Raw genomic sequence first — 18,318 nt, forward strand, 5'->3', positions numbered from 1 at the left:
TGGCTAGGCCGCCATCGGTGCGCGGCGGGCGAAGTTGGCGGAGTGCAGTTGCGCCCAGTACCACTGCCGCCAGTAGCTCTCGGCCAGGTCCAGCCAGGTCTCCAGCCGGCCCACGTCGTCGAGGAACCGGTTCATGCTGACCAGCAGCCAGCTGTAGACGCCCTGGCTGTCCCGGCAGTCGGCGCAGTTGCCGGAGGTGCAGCAGAACTGGAGGGTCTGGTAGTCGGCGCCGTAGACCGCGAAGCCGTCCAGCACGGGATTGCCGTTGCGGATCCGCTCGGCGTGGTCGGGGTGGTCGACGCTGATGCTCGGGCAGACGTCGTAACCGAACTGCCCGCCCCAGTGGGTACGCCCGGAGATGAGCGTCTCGATGAAGTACGGGTGGCTGACCACGGTCTCCGGATAGGACTCCTTGACCCGCAACGCCTCGTCTAGGGTGCGCCGCTCGTTCTCGATCCGCAGCGCGTGATCGCTGCCGTGCGCGGAGTAGAAGTTGAAGGTGACCTGGTTGCCGTTGTCCCGGATCGCCCGCACGGTCGGCTCGACGTACTGGAGGCCCTCCTCGGAGAGCGCGAAGACGAAGATCACCCTCGGGTCGTTGCGGTAGTGCCCGAGCGCGGTCTCGAAGAGCCCGGAGAAGGCCGAGCCGTTCACCCGGTACCCGCGCAGGGCGTCGTCCAGCGGTCCGCCGCCGAACAGGCTGATCGCGACCGCGATGTTCTCCAGTCCGGCGCGGGGTACCGGCCGCAGCCCGTTGGTCGAGATGGTGATGTACGGCAGCCGCTCGACGAACGGCGCGATCCGCGCGGGTACCAGCGTCGGCTCCCCGCCGATCAGGGTCGCCTGGGTGACGCCCCGGGCGACGAGCGAGTCGACGAACTCGGCGATCAGCACCGGGTCCGAGGTCTCCCGGACGGCCCCGTCGAAGCCGCCCTCGAAATACCAGCATCCCTTGCAGCGGATGTTGCAGGTGGTGGTGAGGTGCACCTCGCAGGCGCTGACCCGCAGCCCCATGTCCCGGACGACCTGGAGCCGCTCGGCCAGGTCGGGGCGGCCGGCCAGCAGCGACTGGAGTTGGGCCTTCGCCTCCCGGCGGGACGGTGTCCGTGGATTGATCACGATCGGCGTGGGCATGGCACGACGTCCTTTCGGGTCCTCGGGTCCGGCTGCTCGGCGCGCGGGGTGTTCCTCCTCGACCTCCGCCCGCGGTCCGGCGTGGCCGCAAGCGGCAGGTCGGGACGCGTGCGCCGGGCGGTGTTCGGGCTGAGAGGTTCAGTCGGGCACGACGAGGCCGAGGGCGTGGATGCGCGGGGTCACGGTCTTCTCCCACTGCGCCAGCGCCTCGGCGTTGGTGGTCCTGCGCAGCCCGTACCGGACCGCCCGCTTGGCGCGCTCGGACTCCGGGGTGCCGAAGAGGTCCCGGAAGACCGGCCAGAGCCGGTTCAGCCCGGCCTGCAACTGCGCGCGCCCCTCCTCGGTGGTCGCCAGGTTGCGGCACACCCGGGCGCCGTGCGCGATGTGGATCTTCTCGTCGAGGATGATCGTTCGGACGGCGTCGGCCCAGGGCTTGTAGCTGCCCTGCGCGAACTCCTTGATCATGATCAGCGCGCTCTCCTCGCCGATGTAGGAGTAGATCCCCCGCTCGGCCCAGGTCGTGCACTGGTGCAGCCGCTTGTCCGCGAAGAGCCGGCGTTCCTCGATCGTCTGGCTCTCCATGTGCGAGGTGTCGATGCCGATCTCGGCGAGTACGCGCTTGCCGATCTTGTAGTGGTCGTACTCCTCCGCCGCGCGTTCCGCACACACCTGGCGCTCCTCGGCGTTCGGGGCCAGCGGCAGGAACATCATGGTGTAGTCGTCCCCGCCGGAGAGCTCGCCCTCCGTATTGATCATGATCTGGCTGATCAGCGCCTTCTGATAGCCGCGAGGCATGCGCTTCAGCTCTTCAGGGGTGCGGACTACGACTTCCTCGTCGTCGAAGATCTGGACTGACATGGAGAACCACCTCGCGTCGACAACCACACACTATTGGGACCAAAAAGGAATCTGCATTCCCGTCGCTAAACGTTGTTGTAACTTGTCCGCCACACCGTTTTTACAGATGTCCCCCGTTCCTCCGGACTGCGGTCGCCGTACCGCTCAGGTCAGGTGTGCGATCGCCAGTCGCTGTACCTCCGGTCGCTGGATCTTTCCGAGTGGCGTACGCGGAAAGCTGTCGACGCCGATCTCCTCGACGGCGACGAACCGGCGCGGCACCTTGAAGGTGCTGAGGTTCCTGCGCAGCGCGCCGCGCCACTCGTCGTCCCGGGCGACCGCACCGGGGAGCAGGCGGTAGACGAGCACCAGCTCCACGCCGGTCACCGGGTGCGGCAGGGCGGCGACCACCGCGTCCTCGACGCCTTCGAGCTGGGGTACGACGTTCTCGATCTCGGCCGGATAGACGTTCTCGCCGCTGACGATGACCATGCTGTCGATCCGGTCGACGATGGACAGTTCGCCGTTCTCGTCGAGATGTCCCAGGTCACCGCTGCGGACCCAGCCGTCGCTGCACCGCTGCCGGGTCAGCTCCGGCGCGTTCTCGTACCGGGTGAAGATGCTCGGGCCGCTGAGCAGGACCTCACCGTTCTCGCCCGCCGGAACGTCGCGGCCCGCCGGGTCGACGACCCGGACCTGGGCGAACGACACCGGCGCTCCGGCGGTACGCGGCTCGCCCGGCTTGCGGTCCCGCGGTTCCACGGTGGTCAGCGAGGTCATCTCGGTCATCCCGTACACCTGGTAGACCGGGATGTCGAAGGTGCTCTCGAACCGGTGGATCAGTTCCGGACTGAGCGCCGAGCCGCCGGCCAGCACGCCCTTGAGCCGGCTCGCGGCTGGTCGTTCCGGGCGTTCGACCAGGTTCGCCAGGTAGGCGTTGACCACCAGGGTCCAGGTGGGGTGGTAGCGGTCCACGTAGTGCCAGAACCGCACCATCGCCAGCTCGGAGCGTACGCAGGCGGTCCGGCCGCCGGACCAGAGCGGGGTCAGGGTCGGAAACCCCTGGCCGCCGGCGTGGAACAGCGGGACGACGTTGAGCAGGACGTCGTCCGGTCCGGCGTCCGCCCAGTGCACCATCGCCAGCGAGTTGGCGAGCAGGGCCCGGTGGGACAGCACGACCCCCTTGGGGGTACCCGTGGATCCCGAGGTGTAGACGATCTCGGCATCGCCTCCGCCTCCGCGTCCGGCCAGTTCCCCCCGGTACGCCGCGCCCCGGGCCAGGATGTCGGCGAGGACCGCCGCCTCGTCGTCGACGGATCTCCAGCACAGGTCGGCCCGCACCTGTGCCGCGGTCGACGCGGGTCCGAACCCGAACACCGGCCCGGAGTGGGCCAGGAGTGCGTCCAGTTCACCCGCCCCGGACTTCGGGTTCAGCGGCACCAGGGTGCGCTGCGCGGCGATGACGCCGAGGAACAGCAGCGCCGACAGGGGCGAGTTGTGCATGACCGTCGCGACCCGGGCCCCCGGCGGCACGTCGTACTCGTCGAGGAGCGCCGCGCAGCCCCTGGTGAAGGTCAGCACGTCCGCGAAGGTGACGGCCGGGCCGCCCTCCTCGGCCGGCAGCAGGTACGGACGGTCGCCGTACGCCGCGGCGGCGGCCGAGACGAGGTCGAGCAGGTTGGTGGTGACCGCGAGATCCGGCTCGGCCAGCGGGCTAGGCGGCGGCATGGGGTTCGCCACGTCGGGTGGCTCCGGACACGACGTCGCAGAGGCGGTTCACCGTGGGGGTGTCGAAGATGACGTCGACGACGTCCACCCCGTAGGTCGTCTCGACCCGGGTGACGATCTCCACCGCGGCGACCGAGTCCATGCCGAGTTCGATCAGATCGTCGTCCGGTCCGAGAGTAGACCGATTCAGCACTTCCACGCAGATCGATGTCATCTGTAGTTGCAGATCGCTGGTGGTCACTTAAGGCGGTCTCCATGTCATTCCACGGGGGCCACCGCGACGTTGCGACAGCGGACTTCCCTCACCTCGGGTACTGGCCGGGAACATACCGACGACTTCCATGGGCTGTCCAGGAGCGGATTATCGCGCTACCGACACCGGCACCACCTCCGTCCGGTACGCGCCTTTAATTCGTTCACGTCGATGTATAATCGAGCACATGACACGGGGGCGGGGAAAGATCGAATTAGTGCTTACCGACGAGGAACGAGCCCTGTTGATCCGGGGTGCCCGCGCGGCACACTCCACGCAGGCGTACGCCCTGCGCTGCCGGATCGTGCTGGCCTGCGCCGACGGCGCCACGAACACCGAGGTCGCGGCCCGGTTCGACGTCTCACTGCCGACGGTAGGCAAGTGGCGGTCCCGGTTCGCGGCGCAGCGGATGGCCGGGCTCGCCGACAAGCGGCGGGCCGGCCGGCCGTCGGTCGGGGCGGACCAGGTCGAGCAGGTGCTGCACGCCACGTTCGAGTCGACACCGCAGGACGCCCGGCGCTGGTCGCGGGCGTCGATGGCCGCGCACAGCGGACTCTCCCCGTCGACGGTCGGGCGGATCTGGCGGCGGTTCGACCTCAAGCCGCACGTCCAGGACGGGTTCACGCTCGCCACCGATCCGGCGTTCGTGTCCAGGGTCGTCGACGTGGTCGGCCTCTACCACAACCCACCGGACCGGGCGGTCGTGCTCTGCGTGGACCCTCGATCGCCGAGGCGGGCCGGACACCGCCGCCAGCTGGCCACCCCGGCGACGCCCCGACATCCGGTTGCGGACCTCTGGCGCCCCGGCCCGGCCAGCCGGTTCGGCACGTTCGACCCCGTCGACGGCATCGTGACCGGCCAACGGCACCGCCGTAACCGAGGCATCGCATACCGGAGGTTCCTCGTCGCGATCGAGAGGGCCGTACCCGCCGAGTTGCAGGTGCACGTCGTCTGCGACAACCAGGACCTCCACCGGACGCCGACGGTCGGAACGTGGCTGGACCGGCGCCCCCGGTTCCACGTCCACTTCACTCCGGCCGGCTGGTCCTGGCTCGACCAGGTGGAACGCTGGTTCGCCCTGGCCGTCGAGGATCTCCTCGGCCCCGGCGGTCACCCGGGCCGGCGCTCTCGCAACCGAGACGTCCGCCGATGGGTCGCCACCTGGGCCAAGAGCCCGGAACCCTTTGTATGGACCCGAACCACCGAAGACATCCGCAAGGCAGTCGCCAGATTTCTTGAAAGGACTTCCGACGCGCCGGCCACCGCCGAGTGACTGGTCAGCACGCCCGCGCGGTGCGGGCTAACCGACATGTGAGACGGCTTCGACGGTACGACCGGGCCGACACCGGGGGTGGAGACGCCGCTGGCCGGGTCCCCGGTGTGGGGACCCGGCCAGCGGGTGTGTTCGTACCTGTTCGGTTAGCTGTTGTTCCAGGTGTTGGCGACCAGGTCAGCGGCCTGGTCCTCCCACTGCGCGTACGCGTCCGGGTACGCCGACACCTGCACCTTCTGCGCCGCCACCGTCAACGGCAGATCATGCCAACCGTCAACCTGCTTCAGACCCTTCAGGAACGCGGTCGTCGAGTACTCCGGATCGGTGATCTGCTCCGGCGAACCCCAACCCGACGACGGACGCTGCTGGAACAGCCCCTGCGAGTCGTGGTCGTTACGGTCACCCAGATGACCCAGGTTCTCCAACTTCGACTCCTGAAGGCTGGTGCCGACCGCGATCACCGCGGCACGCTCGTCCAGACCAGCCTTCTTCGTCGCCTTCACAATCGCCTTCACGTTCTCGGACTGCTCACCCGACAGCGAGATCCGCGACTGCTCACCCTGCACACCACGCGGCACCAGCTTGTCCCGCGACGGCTTACCGCCCTTACGGTCCTTGTCGCTCTTACTCCTGTCACCCTTGTCGCCCTTGTCGCCCTTGTCGGCCATCACCGACTGCGACACCGGCGAACCGGCATGCTCCGGAGCGGCCTGCGCGGCCACGGCGGGGCCGGCGACAGCGCCACCGACGAACGCCAGACCAGCCACACCCAGAGCGGTCCTACGAACCAGAGAAGTCTGCTCGACGGCCGGAAGCCATCGGCTGAACAGAGTCGTGTTCATGATGGTCCACCTTCCAATCGGGGGAACAACACCCACAGGGGGCTGGGGTGTCATCGGAAATGCAACCTCGTCCCGAGACACACGCTGACGCTGGTCTCCAAGGGACAGAAGAACACCCGAGCACCTCGCAGGGGGATGCCGGTACTCGGGCGAACACCATATGTAACGACCGGCGGCCCCGGATCATTCCCGGAGACCCGACCACCAGCCCAGCTCACAGCCGGTGGCACTCAGCCGTACGGTGAATGTAACGACCGGGTGGGGCCCAGCATTCCATCCAGACGAAGTCGATCTTAGAAATCCGGAGCCAGCCGGGCGCATGATCCGGATTGCCCGGCCACGCGTGCGCCGTCCCCGATCAGGCGGCGGTGAGCCGGACGACGAATCGGCAGCCCCCAACCGTGTTCTGTACGTCGACGTGCCCGCCGTGCGCTTCGACCAGTCCGTGCACGATGGCGAGGCCGAGTCCCCCGGAGGCGCTGCCGCCGACCCCGACGCCCTGTCCGGGGGTACGCGCCGGTTCGCCCCGGAACGCGACGTCGAAGAGTCTGGGCAGGTCGGACGCGGGGATTCCGCCGCAGCCGTCCGTCACCGCCAGCCAGGCGGCGTCACGTTCCCGACCGGCCTCGACGCGTACCGTGCCGTCCTCCGGGGTGTACCGGACCGCGTTGAGGAGCAGGTTGCCGACCACCCGGGCGAGTTCCGGTTCACTGGCGACGACGGTGGGCCAGCCGGACTCGGCGGCGACGAGTCGGATCCGTCGGGCCGCCGCGAGCGGGGCGGTCGTGGCGAGCGCGTCGGAGACCACCTCACCGAGCGGTACGGCGGTCAGCGACAGCCGCAGCGCCCCGGCGTTGATCCGGGACAGCTCGAACAGGTCGTCCACGAGTCGGGTCATCCGGTCGGTCTCGGTCCGGATCCGCCGGTGGTACTCGCCGACGGTCTCCGGATCGTGCACCACCCCGTCCTCGAGCGCCTCGGCCATCGCCCGCAGCCCGGCCAGCGGGGTACGCAGGTCGTGGGAGACCCAGGCGACGAGATCGCGGCGCCCCTTCTCAAGCTGCCGTTCCCGGTCACGGGCCTGGGCGGTCCAGACCGCCGCGGCCGCCAGCCGCCGGCCGAAGTGCCCACCGACGGCGAGGCTGACCACCGCCGCCGCCGCGACCGTGATCAGGACGACCTCCAGGTCGTGCGGGGACAGGAACATCGCCTCGGCGACCACCGCCACGCCGCCGACGACCGCCAGCACGGTGACGGTGAGCAGCACGTAGAGGTGCACGGTGATCGAGGTGTGCCGCAGTCGCCGCAGCAGCAGTGCCCCGGCCACGCCGACGGCCAGCGCCGCGGCCAGCGCGATAGTAAAGATGAGTACGAGGTCACGCATGGGCTGGCTCGTACCGGTAGCCGACGCCCCAGACCGTCACGATCCGGCGGGGCTCGGCCGGATCGGTCTCGATCTTCTCCCGCAGCCGCCGTACGTGCACCGTCACGGTCGAGTGGTCGCCGAAGTTCCAGCCCCACACCTGTTCCAGCAGTTCGGCCCGGGTGAACGCCCGGGACGGATGCCGCATCAGGTGCACCAGCAGGTCGAATTCCCGCAGGGTAAGCGCGAGTTCGGTACCGCGCAGCACCGCCACCCGAGGGCCGGTACGCACCTCGAGGTCGCCGTCGGCGAGCCGCTCCGGCCGGTCCGGTGCCGGCTCGCCGCCGGTGCGGCGGAGCACGGAACGCACCCGCAGCACCAGCTCGCGCGGGGAGAAGGGCTTGCTCAGGTAGTCGTCGGCACCCAACTCCAGGCCGAGCACCCGGTCGGCCTCGTCGCCGAGCGCGGTCAGCATCACGATCGGGATGCCGTCCGGCCGGCTGCGCAGCTCGCGGCAGACTTGCAGCCCGCTCACCGTCGGCAACATCAGATCGAGTACGACCAGGTGGGGCGCCTGGCGGGCGACGGCGGCCAGCGCCGCGGCCCCGTCGCCGACGTGACTGACCTGGTAGCCGGCGTGCCGCAGATAGCGGCAGACCACGTCGCTGATGGTCCGGTCGTCGTCCACCACCAGCACGCGTTGCGTCACCACCGACCTCCCGCCGATCCCACCCGGCCAGCGTAGCCACGCCCCGGGAGGAGCCGGCCGTCCGAGATCTTGCGGGAGTCTTACGGCTGCGCCGGAACCTCCGATACACCCGTCGGCGGCGCATACCGTGACCGGAATGCGGATACTCGTCACCGGAGCCGCCGGTTTCATCGGGTCGCACGTCGCGGACCTGCTCGTCGGGCACGGCCACGAGGTCGTGGCGGTGGACGCGCTGCTTCCGGAAGCGCACGGCCCGACGGCGCCGGACTGGGCGCACCGGCACCGGCCGGTCGTCGGTGACGTCCGCGACCTCGACCTGCTGGCCAGGCTGCTGCGGGGCGTCGACGCCGTCTGCCACCAGGCGGCCATGGTCGGACACGGTCTCGACCCCGCCGACGCCCCCCGGTACGCCGGCCACAACGACCTCGGCACCGCGACCCTGCTGGCAGCGATGCACGGCGCGGGAGTACGCCGGCTGGTGCTGGCCAGTTCGATGGTGGTCTACGGCGAGGGCCGCTACCACTGCCCGGAGCACGGGGTGGTGCGGCCGGCCGAGCGACGGGCCGCCGACCTCTCCGCCGGCCGCTACGAACCGGTCTGTCCCCGGTGCGCGGTTCCGCTGATTCCGGGCCTGGTGCCCGAGGACGCCCCGCTGGAACCGCGTAGCACGTACGCGGCGACGAAGCTGGCCCAGGAACACCTGGCCGGGGCGTGGGCCCGGCAGACCGACGGGCAGGTCTGGGCGCTGCGCTACCACAACGTCTACGGCCCCCGGATGCCCCGGGACACCCCGTACGCCGGGGTGGCGTCGATCTTCCGGTCGGCGCTCGCGTCCGGCCGGCCGCCGCAGGTGCTGGAGGACGGACGGCAGCGGCGTGACTTCGTCTCCGTCAGCGACGTCGCCCGGGCCAACCTGCTCGCGTTGACCACTCCCCCACCGGATCCGGTGGTGGCGGTGAACGTCTGCTCCGGTGATCCGCACACCGTCGGCGACCTGGCCCGCGAACTGGCCGCCGTGACGGGCGGCCCCGACCCGGTCGTGGTCGGCGGCGGCAGGGCGGCCGACGTCCGGCACGTGGTCGCCGATCCCGCCCGGGCGGCCCGGCTGCTCGGCTACACCGCCCGGATCCCGTTCGCCGATGGTGTCGCCGAGTTCGCCGCCGCCCCGCTGCGGGCACCGGCGACGGTCAGGACACCGTCCACAGTAGGTGGTTGACCGCCAGCGCGGTGACCGCCTGGACCACGAGCCACCAGCGCCGCTGCCGGGCGGGCAGGTGCGCGGTGGCGACCAGCAGCCAGACCCCGAACGGTAGCCAGATCCGCTCGACCTCCGCCTTGCTCAACGCGGACAGGTCCGCGACCAGCACCGCCACGGCCGCCGCGATCGGCAGCCACACCGTCGCGCCTCCGGATCCGCCCCGGCGGCGGCACGGCCGCGCCCGGACCTCGCACCCGGCCCTGCCTGCCCGATCCTCGCACCCGACCTCACCCGCCCGGCCGTCGCGCCCGGCATCACCCGCCCGATCCTCACCCGCCCGGCCGTCGCGCCCGGCGTCACCCGCCCGGCCCGCCGGGCGTGGCCGCCCGGGCCACCCGGCCAGCACCGCGCGGCGGAGTGCCGGCCCGACCACCGGGCCGGCGGAGAGCAGTAGGGCGGCCAGGTTCGCCCAGATCCAGTACCCGTACGGGCGGTCCGCCGCCCAACCCTGGTAGTACCGCCGCACCACCAGGTGGTAGCCGTCCCACCACCAGAAGCCCGCCGCGGTGAAACCGGCGACGACGGCGGCGACCGCGAGCGCGGCCAGCACGCCGACCCCGACCCGGTCCCGGGTACGCAGCGCCAGCACGGTCAGCGCGAGCAGCCCGACGAGCACGAACCCGTACGACAGGTAGAGCGCGAAGCCGAGCAACAACCCGCCGAGGACCGCCGGAGCCCGGCCGCCCACCGCCAGCAGTGCCAGCCCGGCGGCTACCACTCCGGTGAAGATCCCGTCCGCCGAGGCGCCGACCCAGACCGCGCCGGGGAACAGCAGCAGGAACGGCCACACCGCCCGGGCCGCCTCCTCGGCGCCCAGCGCCCGCAGCGTCACCGGGACCGAGACGGCCACCGTCGCCCCGAGCAGCACACAGGCCAGCCCGGCGGCGGCGCCTCCGCCGAGACCGATCCGGTCCAGCCAGACGAAGAGCAGCAGCGCGCCCGGCGGGTGCCCGGCGGTGTGCGTGGACCACGAGTCGGGCTGGAAGTCGAGGATCCGGCCGGTGAACCCGGCCAGCATCGCGCCGACATCGGCCACCCGGGGCACCTCGTGCAGGTACTCGGCCTGCGCGGTCAGCCGTCGGGCCAGGCCGGCGGACCAGCCGTCGACCAGAGCCAGCGACAGCGTCCAGGCCAGCGCGCCGAGATAGCCGACGGCGAGCAGCCGGGGCCAGGACGCGCTCCGGGCCCAGCCGGGACCCCGCCCGATCACCAGCGCGGCGACCAGCAGCGCGGCCGGGGTGCCGGGGCCGAGGTGCGGTCGCCAGGTCGCGTAGAGCGGGGCGGCGTCGGCGTACAGGTGGACGCCCCGGGCGTTGAGCAATGCGCCGACCCCGATCGCGGCGAGGAGCAGCGCCGCCTCCACCGTGACGACGACCGCGTCGGCGTGCCGGCGTCGTACCGGCCGGTTCAGCATGGTCATGGCGACGGCCGACGATACGAGTCCGGCAGCCGGGGCGGAAGGCGATCGGGCCGGACGTCAGGAAGTCGTAAGAACCGTTGCGGCGTAAGCGATCCGTAAGCCCGCCAGGCATTCCCGGGCGGGCGGTGCGGCGCCTAGCGTCGCCGGACATGAGCACAACGATTGACGTGGTGCTGCCGTGTCTGGACGAAGCGGCCGCCCTGCCCGCCGTACTCGCCGCGCTGCCGCCCGGTTACCGGGCCGTGGTGGTGGACAACGGCTCCACCGACGGGTCGCCGGAGGTGGCCGCCGCGCACGGGGCACGGGTCGTCTCCGAGTCGCGGCGCGGCTACGGCGCGGCGGTGCATGCCGGACTACTGGCGGCCGAGGCGGAACTGGTCTGCGTCCTCGACGCGGACGGGTCGTTCGACCCGGGCGAGCTGCCCCGGCTGGTCGCACCCGTGCTCGCCGACCGGGCCGACCTCGCCGTCGGCCGCCGTCGACCGGTCTCGGCCGCTGCCTGGCCGTGGCACGCCCGGGCCGGCAACGCGCTGGTCGCGGCGCTGCTGCGCCGCCGGGGCGTACCGGTGCGGGACATCAGCCCGATCCGGGTGGGCCGCCGTACGGCGCTGCTGCGGCTCGGCGTCGCGGACCGGGCCTTCGGCTATCCGCTGGAGCTGCTGCTGCGTGCGGCGGCGGCCGGGTGGCGGATCGTCGAGCTGGACACGGCATACGCGCCCCGGGCCGCCGGCACCGCTTCGAAGGTCTCCGGCTCGGTACGGGGCACGCTGCGCGCCACCCGGGACTTCGCCGGAGTGCTGCGCTCCACCGCCGGTGCCGGCCGATGAACGTCCTGCTCGTGGTCGCCAAGGCACCGGTGGCCGGGCTGGCGAAGACCCGGCTCTGCCCGCCGGCCACCCCCCGACAGGCGGCCCGGATCGCGGCGGCCGCCCTGCTGGACACGCTCGCGGCGGTACGTGCCACCGCCGCGACCGTCCCGGTGCTCGCGCACACCGGCCGGTTCTCCGACGCGGAGTGCGCGGCCGAGCTGACGGCCGCACTCGCCGGCTGGCACCTGCTGCGCCAGTACGGCGACACCTTCGCCGACCGGCTCGCCCACGCCCACGCCGAGGTCGGCGCGGCCTTCCCCGGGATGCCGGTGTTGCAGATCGGCATGGACACCCCACAGGTCTGCCCCGGTACCCTCGCCGACGCGCTGCACCGGCTCAGCGGCGCCGACGCGGTGCTCGGGCCGGCCGCCGACGGTGGCTGGTGGGCCCTCGGCCTGCACGACCCGGCGCAGGCGGCCGCGCTCCGGCCGGTGCCGATGTCCACCGCCGACACCGGGCGGCTGACCCTGGCCGCACTGCGGGACCGGGGCGTGCGGGTCGCCGCCCTGCCGGTACTGCGCGACGTGGACGACTGGCCCGCCGCCCAGGCGGTCGCGGACGGGCTGCCCGGCAGCCGGTTCGCCGGAGCCGTACGCGCCGTCGAGGTCGCGACGGCCGGCCACCGGGCGCGCCGATGAACCGGAGCGGCTCCTCGGGTGGCTTCGACGGCCCGCTCGCACCGCCGGCCTGGCGAGACTGGCCGCCGGCCGGACGCCGTCGACCGGGTGGGTGCGGCGGCACGGTCGACACCCGCCGCGCCGAGCACTGGCTGGTGCACGCCGACGCGCCGGCGTACCCGTTGCCGGTGCGCCGCTGGCACGGCCCGCCGGAACCGGCCGTCGCACCGATCGTGGCGCGCTGCCTCGGCCCCACCATCGACCTCGGCTGCGGACCGGGCCGGCTGGCCGCCGCACTGGCCCGACGCGGCGTGGTGACGCTCGGGGTGGACATCTCTGCCCACGCGGTACGGCTGACCCGGGCCCGTGGTGCGGCGGCGTTGCGCCGGGACATCTTCGCTCCGCTGCCTGCTGAGGGACGCTGGGCACACGCCCTGCTGATCGACGGGAACATCGGCATCGGCGGTGACCCGGTGGCGCTGCTGCGCCGGTGCGCCACGCTGCTCGCCCCGGGCGGCACCGTGTTCACCGAGTTGGAGGCGCCCGGCGCCGGCCTGTGGCAGGGCCTCGCGCACGTCGCCTCGACCGGGCCGGACCGCGGCCTGCGGCGCGGGTCCGCGTTCCGCTGGGCCCGGGTCGGGGTGGAGTCGGTGGAGCACGTCGCCGCCGGCACCGGGCTGCGGGTGACGGAGCTGCTGCGCTGCCGCGGCCGCTGGTTCGCCGAGCTGGTCCGCCGATGATCCGCCGACGATCCGGAGGACCGGCTCGGCGCCCGGCCGGGCCAACCGGTCCGATCGGCCGGCTGGTCCGGTCGGTGCCGCGCCCCGAGGACTTCACCGGGCCGTCGCACTCGCCGCTGGTGGCGGCCCGGCTCGGCCGCTGGCTCGGCGTCGCGTTCGGGCTCTGCTTCGTCACCGGGCTGCTCAGCCACGCCGTCGCGCACCCGCCGGACTGGTTCGGCTGGCCCACCCGCCCGACGAGCCTCTACCGGGTGACCCAGGGTGTGCACGTGCTGTCCGGGATCGCGGCGATTCCGCTGCTGCTGGCGAAGCTGTGGAGTGTCTCTCCCCGGTTGTTCGCCCGTCCGCCGCTGCGCCGGCCCGCCCGACTGGTCGGGCACGTACTCGAACGCGTCTCCATCCTGGTGCTGGTCTGCGCCGCGTTCTTCGAACTGGTAACCGGGCTGTTCAACGTCGCCCAGTCGTACCCGTGGCGGTTCTTCTTCCCCGCCGCGCACTACGCGGTGGCCTGGCTGGCGGTCGGGGCGCTGCTGGTGCATGTCGGGGTCAAGTTGCCGGTGACCCGGGCGGCCCTGGCCAGCCGCCTCGACCGGGAGCCGGTACCCGGCCGCCGGGCCTTCCTGCGCACCGCCGCCGGCGCGACCGGCGTGGCGGTACTGGCCACCGCCGGGGTCACGGTGCCGTGGCTCCGGCACGTCTCCGCGCTGGCCTGGCGTTCGGCCGGCGGCCCGCAGGGCGTACCGGTGAACCGCACCGCGACCGCCGCCGGGATCGTCGTACCGGCCGACTGGCGTCTGGAGATCGTCTGGGCCGGCGGCCGGCACGCTCTCGGCCTCGCCGACCTCGCGGCCCTGCCGCAGCGCACCGGGCGGCTGCCGATCGCCTGCGTGGAGGGCTGGAGCGCCGTGGCGGACTGGACCGGCGTACCGGTGGCCGACCTGCTCGCCGCCGTCGGCGCGCCCGCCGGCCGCCCGGTGCGGGTCTCCTCGCTGGAGACCGCCGGGCTGTACGCGACCAGCACGCTGCCGGCGGTGCACGTCGCCGACCCGCTGACCCTGCTCGCCCTGCGGATCAACGGGGAGGTGCTACAGCCCGACCACGGGTACCCGTGCCGGATCATCGCGCCGAACCGCCCCGGCGTGTTGCAGACCAAGTGGGTGGCCCGGCTGGAGGTGCTCGGATGAGCCGCAGCGCAAGGAGCAGGGGTAAGCGGCCGGCACCGGACGGCGGGGCGGGTGGCCGGGCGGGCGGTACCGGGGCGGTCCGGATCGCCCTGGTCGTGCTCGGCACGGCAACGGCGGCGTACGGCGGATCGCTGATGCCCCGGCCCGGGCCGGTCCTCCCCTGGCTGGTCGCCGGTCCGCTGCTGCACGACGTGCTGGTCGCCCCGCTGATCGGACTCGTCGGGCTCGTCCTCGGCCGCCTGGTGACCGACCGGACGGCCCGTACCTGGATCGGTGCCGGCCTGACGGTGACGGCGACGCTGCTGGTGATCGCGGTGCCGCTGCTGTGGCGGCCGGCACCGGCACCGCCCAATCCGGGGCTCCAGGACCGGGACTACCTGGTCCAGCTCACGGTCTGGCTGGCCGTCCTCTGGGCTGGGCTCGCGATCGGCTACCGGATCCGCCGCCGCGCCACCCGAGGCCGGGTGGACGGGGAACCGGACCGGTAGCGGACGGTGACCGGGGAACCAGTTCGGCCGACCCGGTAACCGGGGACCGGGGCGGACCGCCGGGAACCGGGGCGGACCGCCGGGAACCGGGGCGGACCGGTTCCGGGACCCAGCGGATCGAGGTGGCGATGGAACAGGCCGGCGTTTCCGGCACGTTCTGCCGGTCGGAACCGTGCGTGATCAAGATTCGGTCCAGAAACGGTCGAGGAGAGATCGTTACCTTTTTGTCCTTACCGCTGCCCGGATCCCGGACGCGGGCGACCGGCTCCGCGGATTCGGAGGAAGCGCCGTGACCAGTACCTACCTGGGCGCCAACCCCGACGAGGCCGGCCATCCACCGCCGCGCCGCCAGCCGGACCCCCGCACACCGGCCCCGTCGGCACCGGCCGGGCCGCGCCGCCACCCGGACCCCCGCACACCGGCCCCGTCGGCACCGGCCGGGCCGCGCCGCCAGCCGCGCCGGCAGGCGTACCCGAGAGCCGGACTGGTGCTGCTTCCGCTGCTGGTCGCCGCCGCCGCGGTGGCGGTGCAGCAGAGCACCGGGAGCTTCTGGGGCGACCTCGCGACCTACCACGCGGGAGCCTCGGCCGCCGCGTCCGGGGACGGCGGTCTCTACCAGGCCAGCCACCGGGGTACGGACGGCATCGCGCTGGGCTTCACCTACCCGCCGTTCGCGGCCCTGCTGTTCCAGCCGCTCGTACCGCTCGGTGTGCCGGTCGCGGTCGGGGTGTGGACCTTCGTCTCGGTCCTCGCGCTACTGGCGGCGGTCCGGCTCACGCTCCGCGCCACCGGCGTGCCGGCGGAGCGCCGCGCGCTGGCGACGCTGGCCGGCGCTGCCGCCGCGCTGCCGATGTTCGCGGTCTCCGGGCACCTCCAGGCCGGCCAGGTCGGGCTCTTCCTGATGCTGCTCGTGCTGCTCGACCTGACCGGCGACCCCCGGCGCCGGTGGTCCGGCCTCGGCGTGGGGATCGCCGCCGGGATCAAGCTCACCCCGCTGGTCTTCGTGGTCTACCTGCTCGCCACCGGCCGGTTCCGGGCGGCGGGCACCGCGGTCGGCGGGTTCGCCGCCACGGTCGCGCTCGGGTTCGCCTGGCGGCCGGACGACTCGGTACGGTTCTGGACGGGCGCGCTCTTCGACACCTCGCGGGTCACCACCGACCCCCGGACGATCCTGAACCAGTCGCTGGCGGGCGCGCTGGCCCGGTTGACCGACTCCGCCGATCCGGGTACCAGTTGGCTTCCGGTGGCCCTTCTGGTCGCGGCGCTCGGGATGGCGGTCGCGGCGTACTGCGCCCGGGTCGGTGAGCAACTGCTCGGCGTTCTCGCCTGCGCGACGACCGGCGTCCTGGTCTCGCCCGTCTCGTGGCACCACCACTGGGTCTGGTGCGTACCCGCGCTGGTGCTGCTGGTCGTCCGGTCGTGGCGGCGCCGCAGCCGGCTCGGGCTCGCGGCCGCCGGCCTCACCTGGCTCGTCTTCGTCGCCAGCACGAGTTGGGTACTCGCCGGCCTGCACGGCTGGGACCTGCACTTCCGGGGTTGGGGCCTGCTCTACAGCAACCTCTACGTACTGGTCGGCCTCGCCGGGCTCGGCTACCTCCCGGTCCACCTGCGCCGGGCCGGGCGGCGCGCCCCGGCCCGCCCCGTCTCCGAGCCACCGACCGGTCTCCGACAGCGCGGCGCGTCGCTCCCGCCCGGTGCCGAACCGCTCGAACCGAGGCCGGAGCCCGGGACGAAGCTGTAGCAGTACCGAGATCGTCGACCGGTGTGGTCACGCCGTGTCGACGGCGGCGTGCACCTCCGCGGCGTAGAGCAGCGCCGGATCGAAGCTCATCCCGGTGAAATGACCGGCGACCTCCAGGCTGACCACGCCGTGCAGCCGGGTCCAGAAGGTGAGTGCCCGACGCAGCGCCGCCGACGGGGCGGGATGCCCGTCCGCCCACTGCCGGTGGGTGGCCAGGTGCCGGTCGAGAGCTGCGGCGGGCTCGCCGGCAGGTCCGCTCGGGTCGTCGCCGACGGCCTCCGTGAAGGCGTCGAGGAGCACCGACATGATGCTGGCGGCAACCGTCGTCGCCTCGGGCGGGGCGGCGTAGCCGGGTACCGGGGTGCCGTAGATGAGCAGGTAGCGGTGCGGGGCGGCCAGCGCCCAACCGCGTAGGGCGGCGGCGACCGCCGTCAGCCGGGCCGTGGCTGTGTGCTCGGATGCCGCCGCGGCCCGACAGGTGTCGGCCAGGTCGTGGTAGGCGTCCAGCACGAGGGCGGTGATCAGGTCGTCCCGGTTGCGGAAGTAGCGGTAGAGCGCAGGACCGCTGATCCCCATCTGTCTGGCGATGGCGTTGAGCGACAGCGCGGACGCGCCGGTACTGGCTACCTGCGTCCAGGCGTGCGCCTTGATCTCGTCACGGACCTGCGCACGGTAGCGCTCCCGCGGACTCCTGGCGGCCTCGTCCATGCCGGTCCCCTCGCTTGACACCACTTCAGTGAGCCCATAATACTGAAGTTAGAGGTTCTAACTACAGCTAGATGCAATCATCGCCCCTCGGAGGAGACGAGATGACAACCGATCGACGGACCGAGATCGTGCTTCCCGGCGTGGTGGCCCCGGACGGGCTACAGGTGCGCACGTCACCGATCCCGACTCCCGGCACCGGCCAGGTGGTGATCCGGATGGAGGCCACCGGCGTCTCCTTCGCCGAACAGCAGATGCGGCGGGGCCGCTACTACGACCAGCCACCGTTCCCGTTCGTCCCCGGCTACGACCTCGTCGGGGTCGTCCAGGCCGCCGGACCCGGCACCGACCCCGTGCTGCTCGGGCAACGCGTCGCGGCGCTGACCAAGGTGGGCGGCTGGGCCAGCCACGTCGTCGTCGAGGCCGCCGACGTGCTGCCGGTGCCCGCCGGGCTGGACCCCGCGGCGGCGGAGACCGTCGTGGTCAACGGCATCACCGCCTGGCAGATGCTGCACCGGAAGGCGCGGGTCCGCGCCGGCCAGACGGTTCTGGTGCACGGCGCCAACGGCGGCGTCGGGACCACGCTGGCACAGCTCGCCCGCCTCGCCGGGGCTCAGGTGATCGGCACCGCCTCGCCGCGCCACCACGACCGGCTGCGCGAGCTCGGCATCACACCGATCGACTACCACGCCGACGTGCCCGCCGCCGTCCGGAAGATCGCACCGGGCGGCGTCGACGCGGTCTTCGACCACCTCGGCGCGCGCAGCGTGTCGGACTCGTGGCGACTGCTCGCCCCCGGCGGAACCCTGGTCGCGTACGGAAGCGCCAGCACCCGGGACGACACCGGCCCGAAGCAGTTGCCGGTACTCAGGATCCTTGCCAGGGTCTGGACCTGGAACGCCCTGCCCAACGGCCGGCGCGGCTACTTCTACAACATCTGGGCCGGTCGTCCGCTGGCGAAACAGCGGTTCCGCGCCCGGCTGCGAGACGACCTCAGCCAGGTCCTGGAGGCCATGGCCCAGGGACACCTCACCGCGCAGATCGCCGCCCGGTTCCCCCTCGCCCGCGCCGCCGACGCCCTGCGCCTCGCCGAATCCGGAACCGTCACCGGCAAAGTCATCCTCACCCCCTGACCGCGGTTGCCGGCCCGGGCGCAC

General features: G+C 72.7%; 18 protein-coding genes. 9 read left to right on the plus strand and 9 right to left on the minus strand.

The genetic code is table 11. The annotated features are described in order from the left end of the window. Positions 1-3: 3 nt before the first annotated feature. From ACQEVC_RS31705 to ACQEVC_RS31720, 4 genes are all read right to left on the minus strand, one after another. Positions 4-1,134 carry a radical SAM protein gene (locus ACQEVC_RS31705; protein ID WP_432884906.1) on the minus strand — a complete coding sequence of 377 codons (1,131 nt, stop codon included), beginning with the start codon at positions 1,132-1,134 and terminating at the stop codon, positions 4-6. Between the two features lie 138 nt (positions 1,135-1,272). Next, a complete protein-coding gene (locus ACQEVC_RS31710) occupies positions 1,273-1,992 on the minus strand; it encodes a Phenylacetic acid catabolic protein (protein ID WP_318396977.1) in 720 nt (239 codons plus the stop codon). A gap of 144 nt (positions 1,993-2,136) precedes the next feature. Beyond that, positions 2,137-3,699: a class I adenylate-forming enzyme family protein gene (locus tag ACQEVC_RS31715; protein ID WP_432884909.1), complete on the minus strand. Its 1,563-nt coding sequence runs from the start codon at positions 3,697-3,699 to the stop codon at positions 2,137-2,139. After that, a complete protein-coding gene (locus tag ACQEVC_RS31720) occupies positions 3,686-3,940 on the minus strand; it encodes an acyl carrier protein (protein WP_432884911.1) in 255 nt (84 codons plus the stop codon). Before ACQEVC_RS31720 ends, ACQEVC_RS31715 begins: the two co-directional genes overlap by 14 nt. A gap of 199 nt (positions 3,941-4,139) precedes the next feature. Here ACQEVC_RS31720 and ACQEVC_RS31725 point away from each other — a divergent pair, with 199 nt between their 5' ends. Then, positions 4,140-5,225 carry an IS630 family transposase gene (locus ACQEVC_RS31725; RefSeq protein WP_432884913.1) on the plus strand — a complete coding sequence of 362 codons (1,086 nt, stop codon included), beginning with the start codon at positions 4,140-4,142 and terminating at the stop codon, positions 5,223-5,225. A gap of 146 nt (positions 5,226-5,371) precedes the next feature. Here the strand turns inward: ACQEVC_RS31725 and ACQEVC_RS31730 are convergent, their stop codons facing one another. The 3 genes from ACQEVC_RS31730 to ACQEVC_RS31740 all read right to left on the minus strand — a co-directional run bounded on the left by ACQEVC_RS31730 (position 5,372) and on the right by ACQEVC_RS31740 (position 8,139). Further along, the gene (locus tag ACQEVC_RS31730; RefSeq protein WP_432884915.1) at positions 5,372-6,067 is read right to left on the minus strand and encodes a hypothetical protein; all 696 of its coding nucleotides are present in this window, start codon (positions 6,065-6,067) and stop codon (positions 5,372-5,374) included. 358 nt (positions 6,068-6,425) lie between these two features. Beyond that, a complete protein-coding gene (locus ACQEVC_RS31735) occupies positions 6,426-7,451 on the minus strand; it encodes a sensor histidine kinase (protein WP_432884917.1) in 1,026 nt (341 codons plus the stop codon). Beyond that, on the minus strand, positions 7,444-8,139 hold the full coding sequence (locus ACQEVC_RS31740) for a response regulator transcription factor (protein WP_432884919.1): 696 nt from the start codon (positions 8,137-8,139) through the stop codon (positions 7,444-7,446). The genes ACQEVC_RS31735 and ACQEVC_RS31740 overlap by 8 nt, the downstream gene beginning before the upstream one ends. Positions 8,140-8,275: 136 nt before the next feature. On the opposite strand from ACQEVC_RS31740, the gene ACQEVC_RS31745 reads away from it, so the two are divergent. Further along, positions 8,276-9,355 carry an NAD-dependent epimerase/dehydratase family protein gene (locus ACQEVC_RS31745; protein ID WP_432884922.1) on the plus strand — a complete coding sequence of 360 codons (1,080 nt, stop codon included), beginning with the start codon at positions 8,276-8,278 and terminating at the stop codon, positions 9,353-9,355. On the opposite strand, the gene ACQEVC_RS31750 is transcribed toward ACQEVC_RS31745, so the two are convergent. Next, positions 9,327-10,817 carry a hypothetical protein gene (locus ACQEVC_RS31750; protein WP_432884924.1) on the minus strand — a complete coding sequence of 497 codons (1,491 nt, stop codon included), beginning with the start codon at positions 10,815-10,817 and terminating at the stop codon, positions 9,327-9,329. The genes ACQEVC_RS31745 and ACQEVC_RS31750 overlap by 29 nt on opposite strands. A gap of 149 nt (positions 10,818-10,966) precedes the next feature. Between ACQEVC_RS31750 and ACQEVC_RS31755 the strand changes: the two genes are divergently transcribed. The 6 genes from ACQEVC_RS31755 to ACQEVC_RS31780 all read left to right on the plus strand — a co-directional run bounded on the left by ACQEVC_RS31755 (position 10,967) and on the right by ACQEVC_RS31780 (position 16,456). Beyond that, entirely contained in the window at positions 10,967-11,644 is a 678-nt protein-coding gene (locus tag ACQEVC_RS31755; RefSeq protein ID WP_432884926.1) for a glycosyltransferase family 2 protein, read from the plus strand. Beyond that, the gene (locus ACQEVC_RS31760; RefSeq protein ID WP_432884929.1) at positions 11,641-12,324 is read left to right on the plus strand and encodes a TIGR04282 family arsenosugar biosynthesis glycosyltransferase; all 684 of its coding nucleotides are present in this window, start codon (positions 11,641-11,643) and stop codon (positions 12,322-12,324) included. The genes ACQEVC_RS31755 and ACQEVC_RS31760 overlap by 4 nt, the downstream gene beginning before the upstream one ends. Beyond that, entirely contained in the window at positions 12,321-13,043 is a 723-nt protein-coding gene (locus ACQEVC_RS31765) for a class I SAM-dependent methyltransferase (RefSeq protein ID WP_432884932.1), read from the plus strand. Before ACQEVC_RS31760 ends, ACQEVC_RS31765 begins: the two co-directional genes overlap by 4 nt. Positions 13,044-13,117: 74 nt before the next feature. Beyond that, positions 13,118-14,227, plus strand: coding sequence for a molybdopterin-dependent oxidoreductase (locus tag ACQEVC_RS31770; RefSeq protein ID WP_432884935.1), 1,110 nt, complete (start codon positions 13,118-13,120; stop codon positions 14,225-14,227). Further along, positions 14,224-14,715: a hypothetical protein gene (locus ACQEVC_RS31775; protein ID WP_432884938.1), complete on the plus strand. Its 492-nt coding sequence runs from the start codon at positions 14,224-14,226 to the stop codon at positions 14,713-14,715. Before ACQEVC_RS31770 ends, ACQEVC_RS31775 begins: the two co-directional genes overlap by 4 nt. A gap of 289 nt (positions 14,716-15,004) precedes the next feature. Then, a complete protein-coding gene (locus ACQEVC_RS31780) occupies positions 15,005-16,456 on the plus strand; it encodes a glycosyltransferase 87 family protein (RefSeq protein ID WP_432884941.1) in 1,452 nt (483 codons plus the stop codon). A gap of 27 nt (positions 16,457-16,483) precedes the next feature. On the opposite strand, the gene ACQEVC_RS31785 is transcribed toward ACQEVC_RS31780, so the two are convergent. After that, complete coding sequence (locus ACQEVC_RS31785) at positions 16,484-17,164, minus strand: TetR/AcrR family transcriptional regulator (RefSeq protein WP_432884944.1); 681 nt, start codon at positions 17,162-17,164, stop codon at positions 16,484-16,486. A 101-nt stretch (positions 17,165-17,265) separates the two neighbouring features. Between ACQEVC_RS31785 and ACQEVC_RS31790 the strand changes: the two genes are divergently transcribed. Then, positions 17,266-18,294 (plus strand): medium chain dehydrogenase/reductase family protein, encoded by a 1,029-nt coding sequence (locus tag ACQEVC_RS31790; RefSeq protein WP_432884946.1) that lies wholly within the window; start codon positions 17,266-17,268, stop codon positions 18,292-18,294. Positions 18,295-18,318: the final 24 nt, after the last annotated feature.

It is taken from the genome of Plantactinospora sp. CA-294935 (assembly GCF_050936445.1).
Taxonomy (GTDB): Bacteria; Actinomycetota; Actinomycetes; order Mycobacteriales; family Micromonosporaceae; genus Plantactinospora.

What these genes read in the sequence shown, in the direction of transcription:
- ACQEVC_RS31745 (WP_432884922.1), top strand. Translation starts at nt 8,276, where the DNA reads ATGCGGATACTCGTCACCGGAGCCGCCGGTTTCATCGGGTCGCACGTC.
- ACQEVC_RS31775 (WP_432884938.1), top strand. Translation starts at nt 14,224, where the DNA reads ATGAGCCGCAGCGCAAGGAGCAGGGGTAAGCGGCCGGCACCGGACGGC.
- ACQEVC_RS31725 (WP_432884913.1), top strand. Translation starts at nt 4,140, where the DNA reads ATGACACGGGGGCGGGGAAAGATCGAATTAGTGCTTACCGACGAGGAA.
- ACQEVC_RS31750 (WP_432884924.1), bottom strand. Translation starts at nt 10,817, where the DNA reads ATGACCATGCTGAACCGGCCGGTACGACGCCGGCACGCCGACGCGGTC.
- ACQEVC_RS31765 (WP_432884932.1), top strand. Translation starts at nt 12,321, where the DNA reads ATGAACCGGAGCGGCTCCTCGGGTGGCTTCGACGGCCCGCTCGCACCG.
- ACQEVC_RS31755 (WP_432884926.1), top strand. Translation starts at nt 10,967, where the DNA reads ATGAGCACAACGATTGACGTGGTGCTGCCGTGTCTGGACGAAGCGGCC.
- ACQEVC_RS31705 (WP_432884906.1), bottom strand. Translation starts at nt 1,134, where the DNA reads ATGCCCACGCCGATCGTGATCAATCCACGGACACCGTCCCGCCGGGAG.
- ACQEVC_RS31790 (WP_432884946.1), top strand. Translation starts at nt 17,266, where the DNA reads ATGACAACCGATCGACGGACCGAGATCGTGCTTCCCGGCGTGGTGGCC.
- ACQEVC_RS31730 (WP_432884915.1), bottom strand. Translation starts at nt 6,067, where the DNA reads ATGAACACGACTCTGTTCAGCCGATGGCTTCCGGCCGTCGAGCAGACT.
- ACQEVC_RS31735 (WP_432884917.1), bottom strand. Translation starts at nt 7,451, where the DNA reads ATGCGTGACCTCGTACTCATCTTTACTATCGCGCTGGCCGCGGCGCTG.
- ACQEVC_RS31710 (WP_318396977.1), bottom strand. Translation starts at nt 1,992, where the DNA reads ATGTCAGTCCAGATCTTCGACGACGAGGAAGTCGTAGTCCGCACCCCT.
- ACQEVC_RS31785 (WP_432884944.1), bottom strand. Translation starts at nt 17,164, where the DNA reads ATGGACGAGGCCGCCAGGAGTCCGCGGGAGCGCTACCGTGCGCAGGTC.
- ACQEVC_RS31715 (WP_432884909.1), bottom strand. Translation starts at nt 3,699, where the DNA reads ATGCCGCCGCCTAGCCCGCTGGCCGAGCCGGATCTCGCGGTCACCACC.
- ACQEVC_RS31760 (WP_432884929.1), top strand. Translation starts at nt 11,641, where the DNA reads ATGAACGTCCTGCTCGTGGTCGCCAAGGCACCGGTGGCCGGGCTGGCG.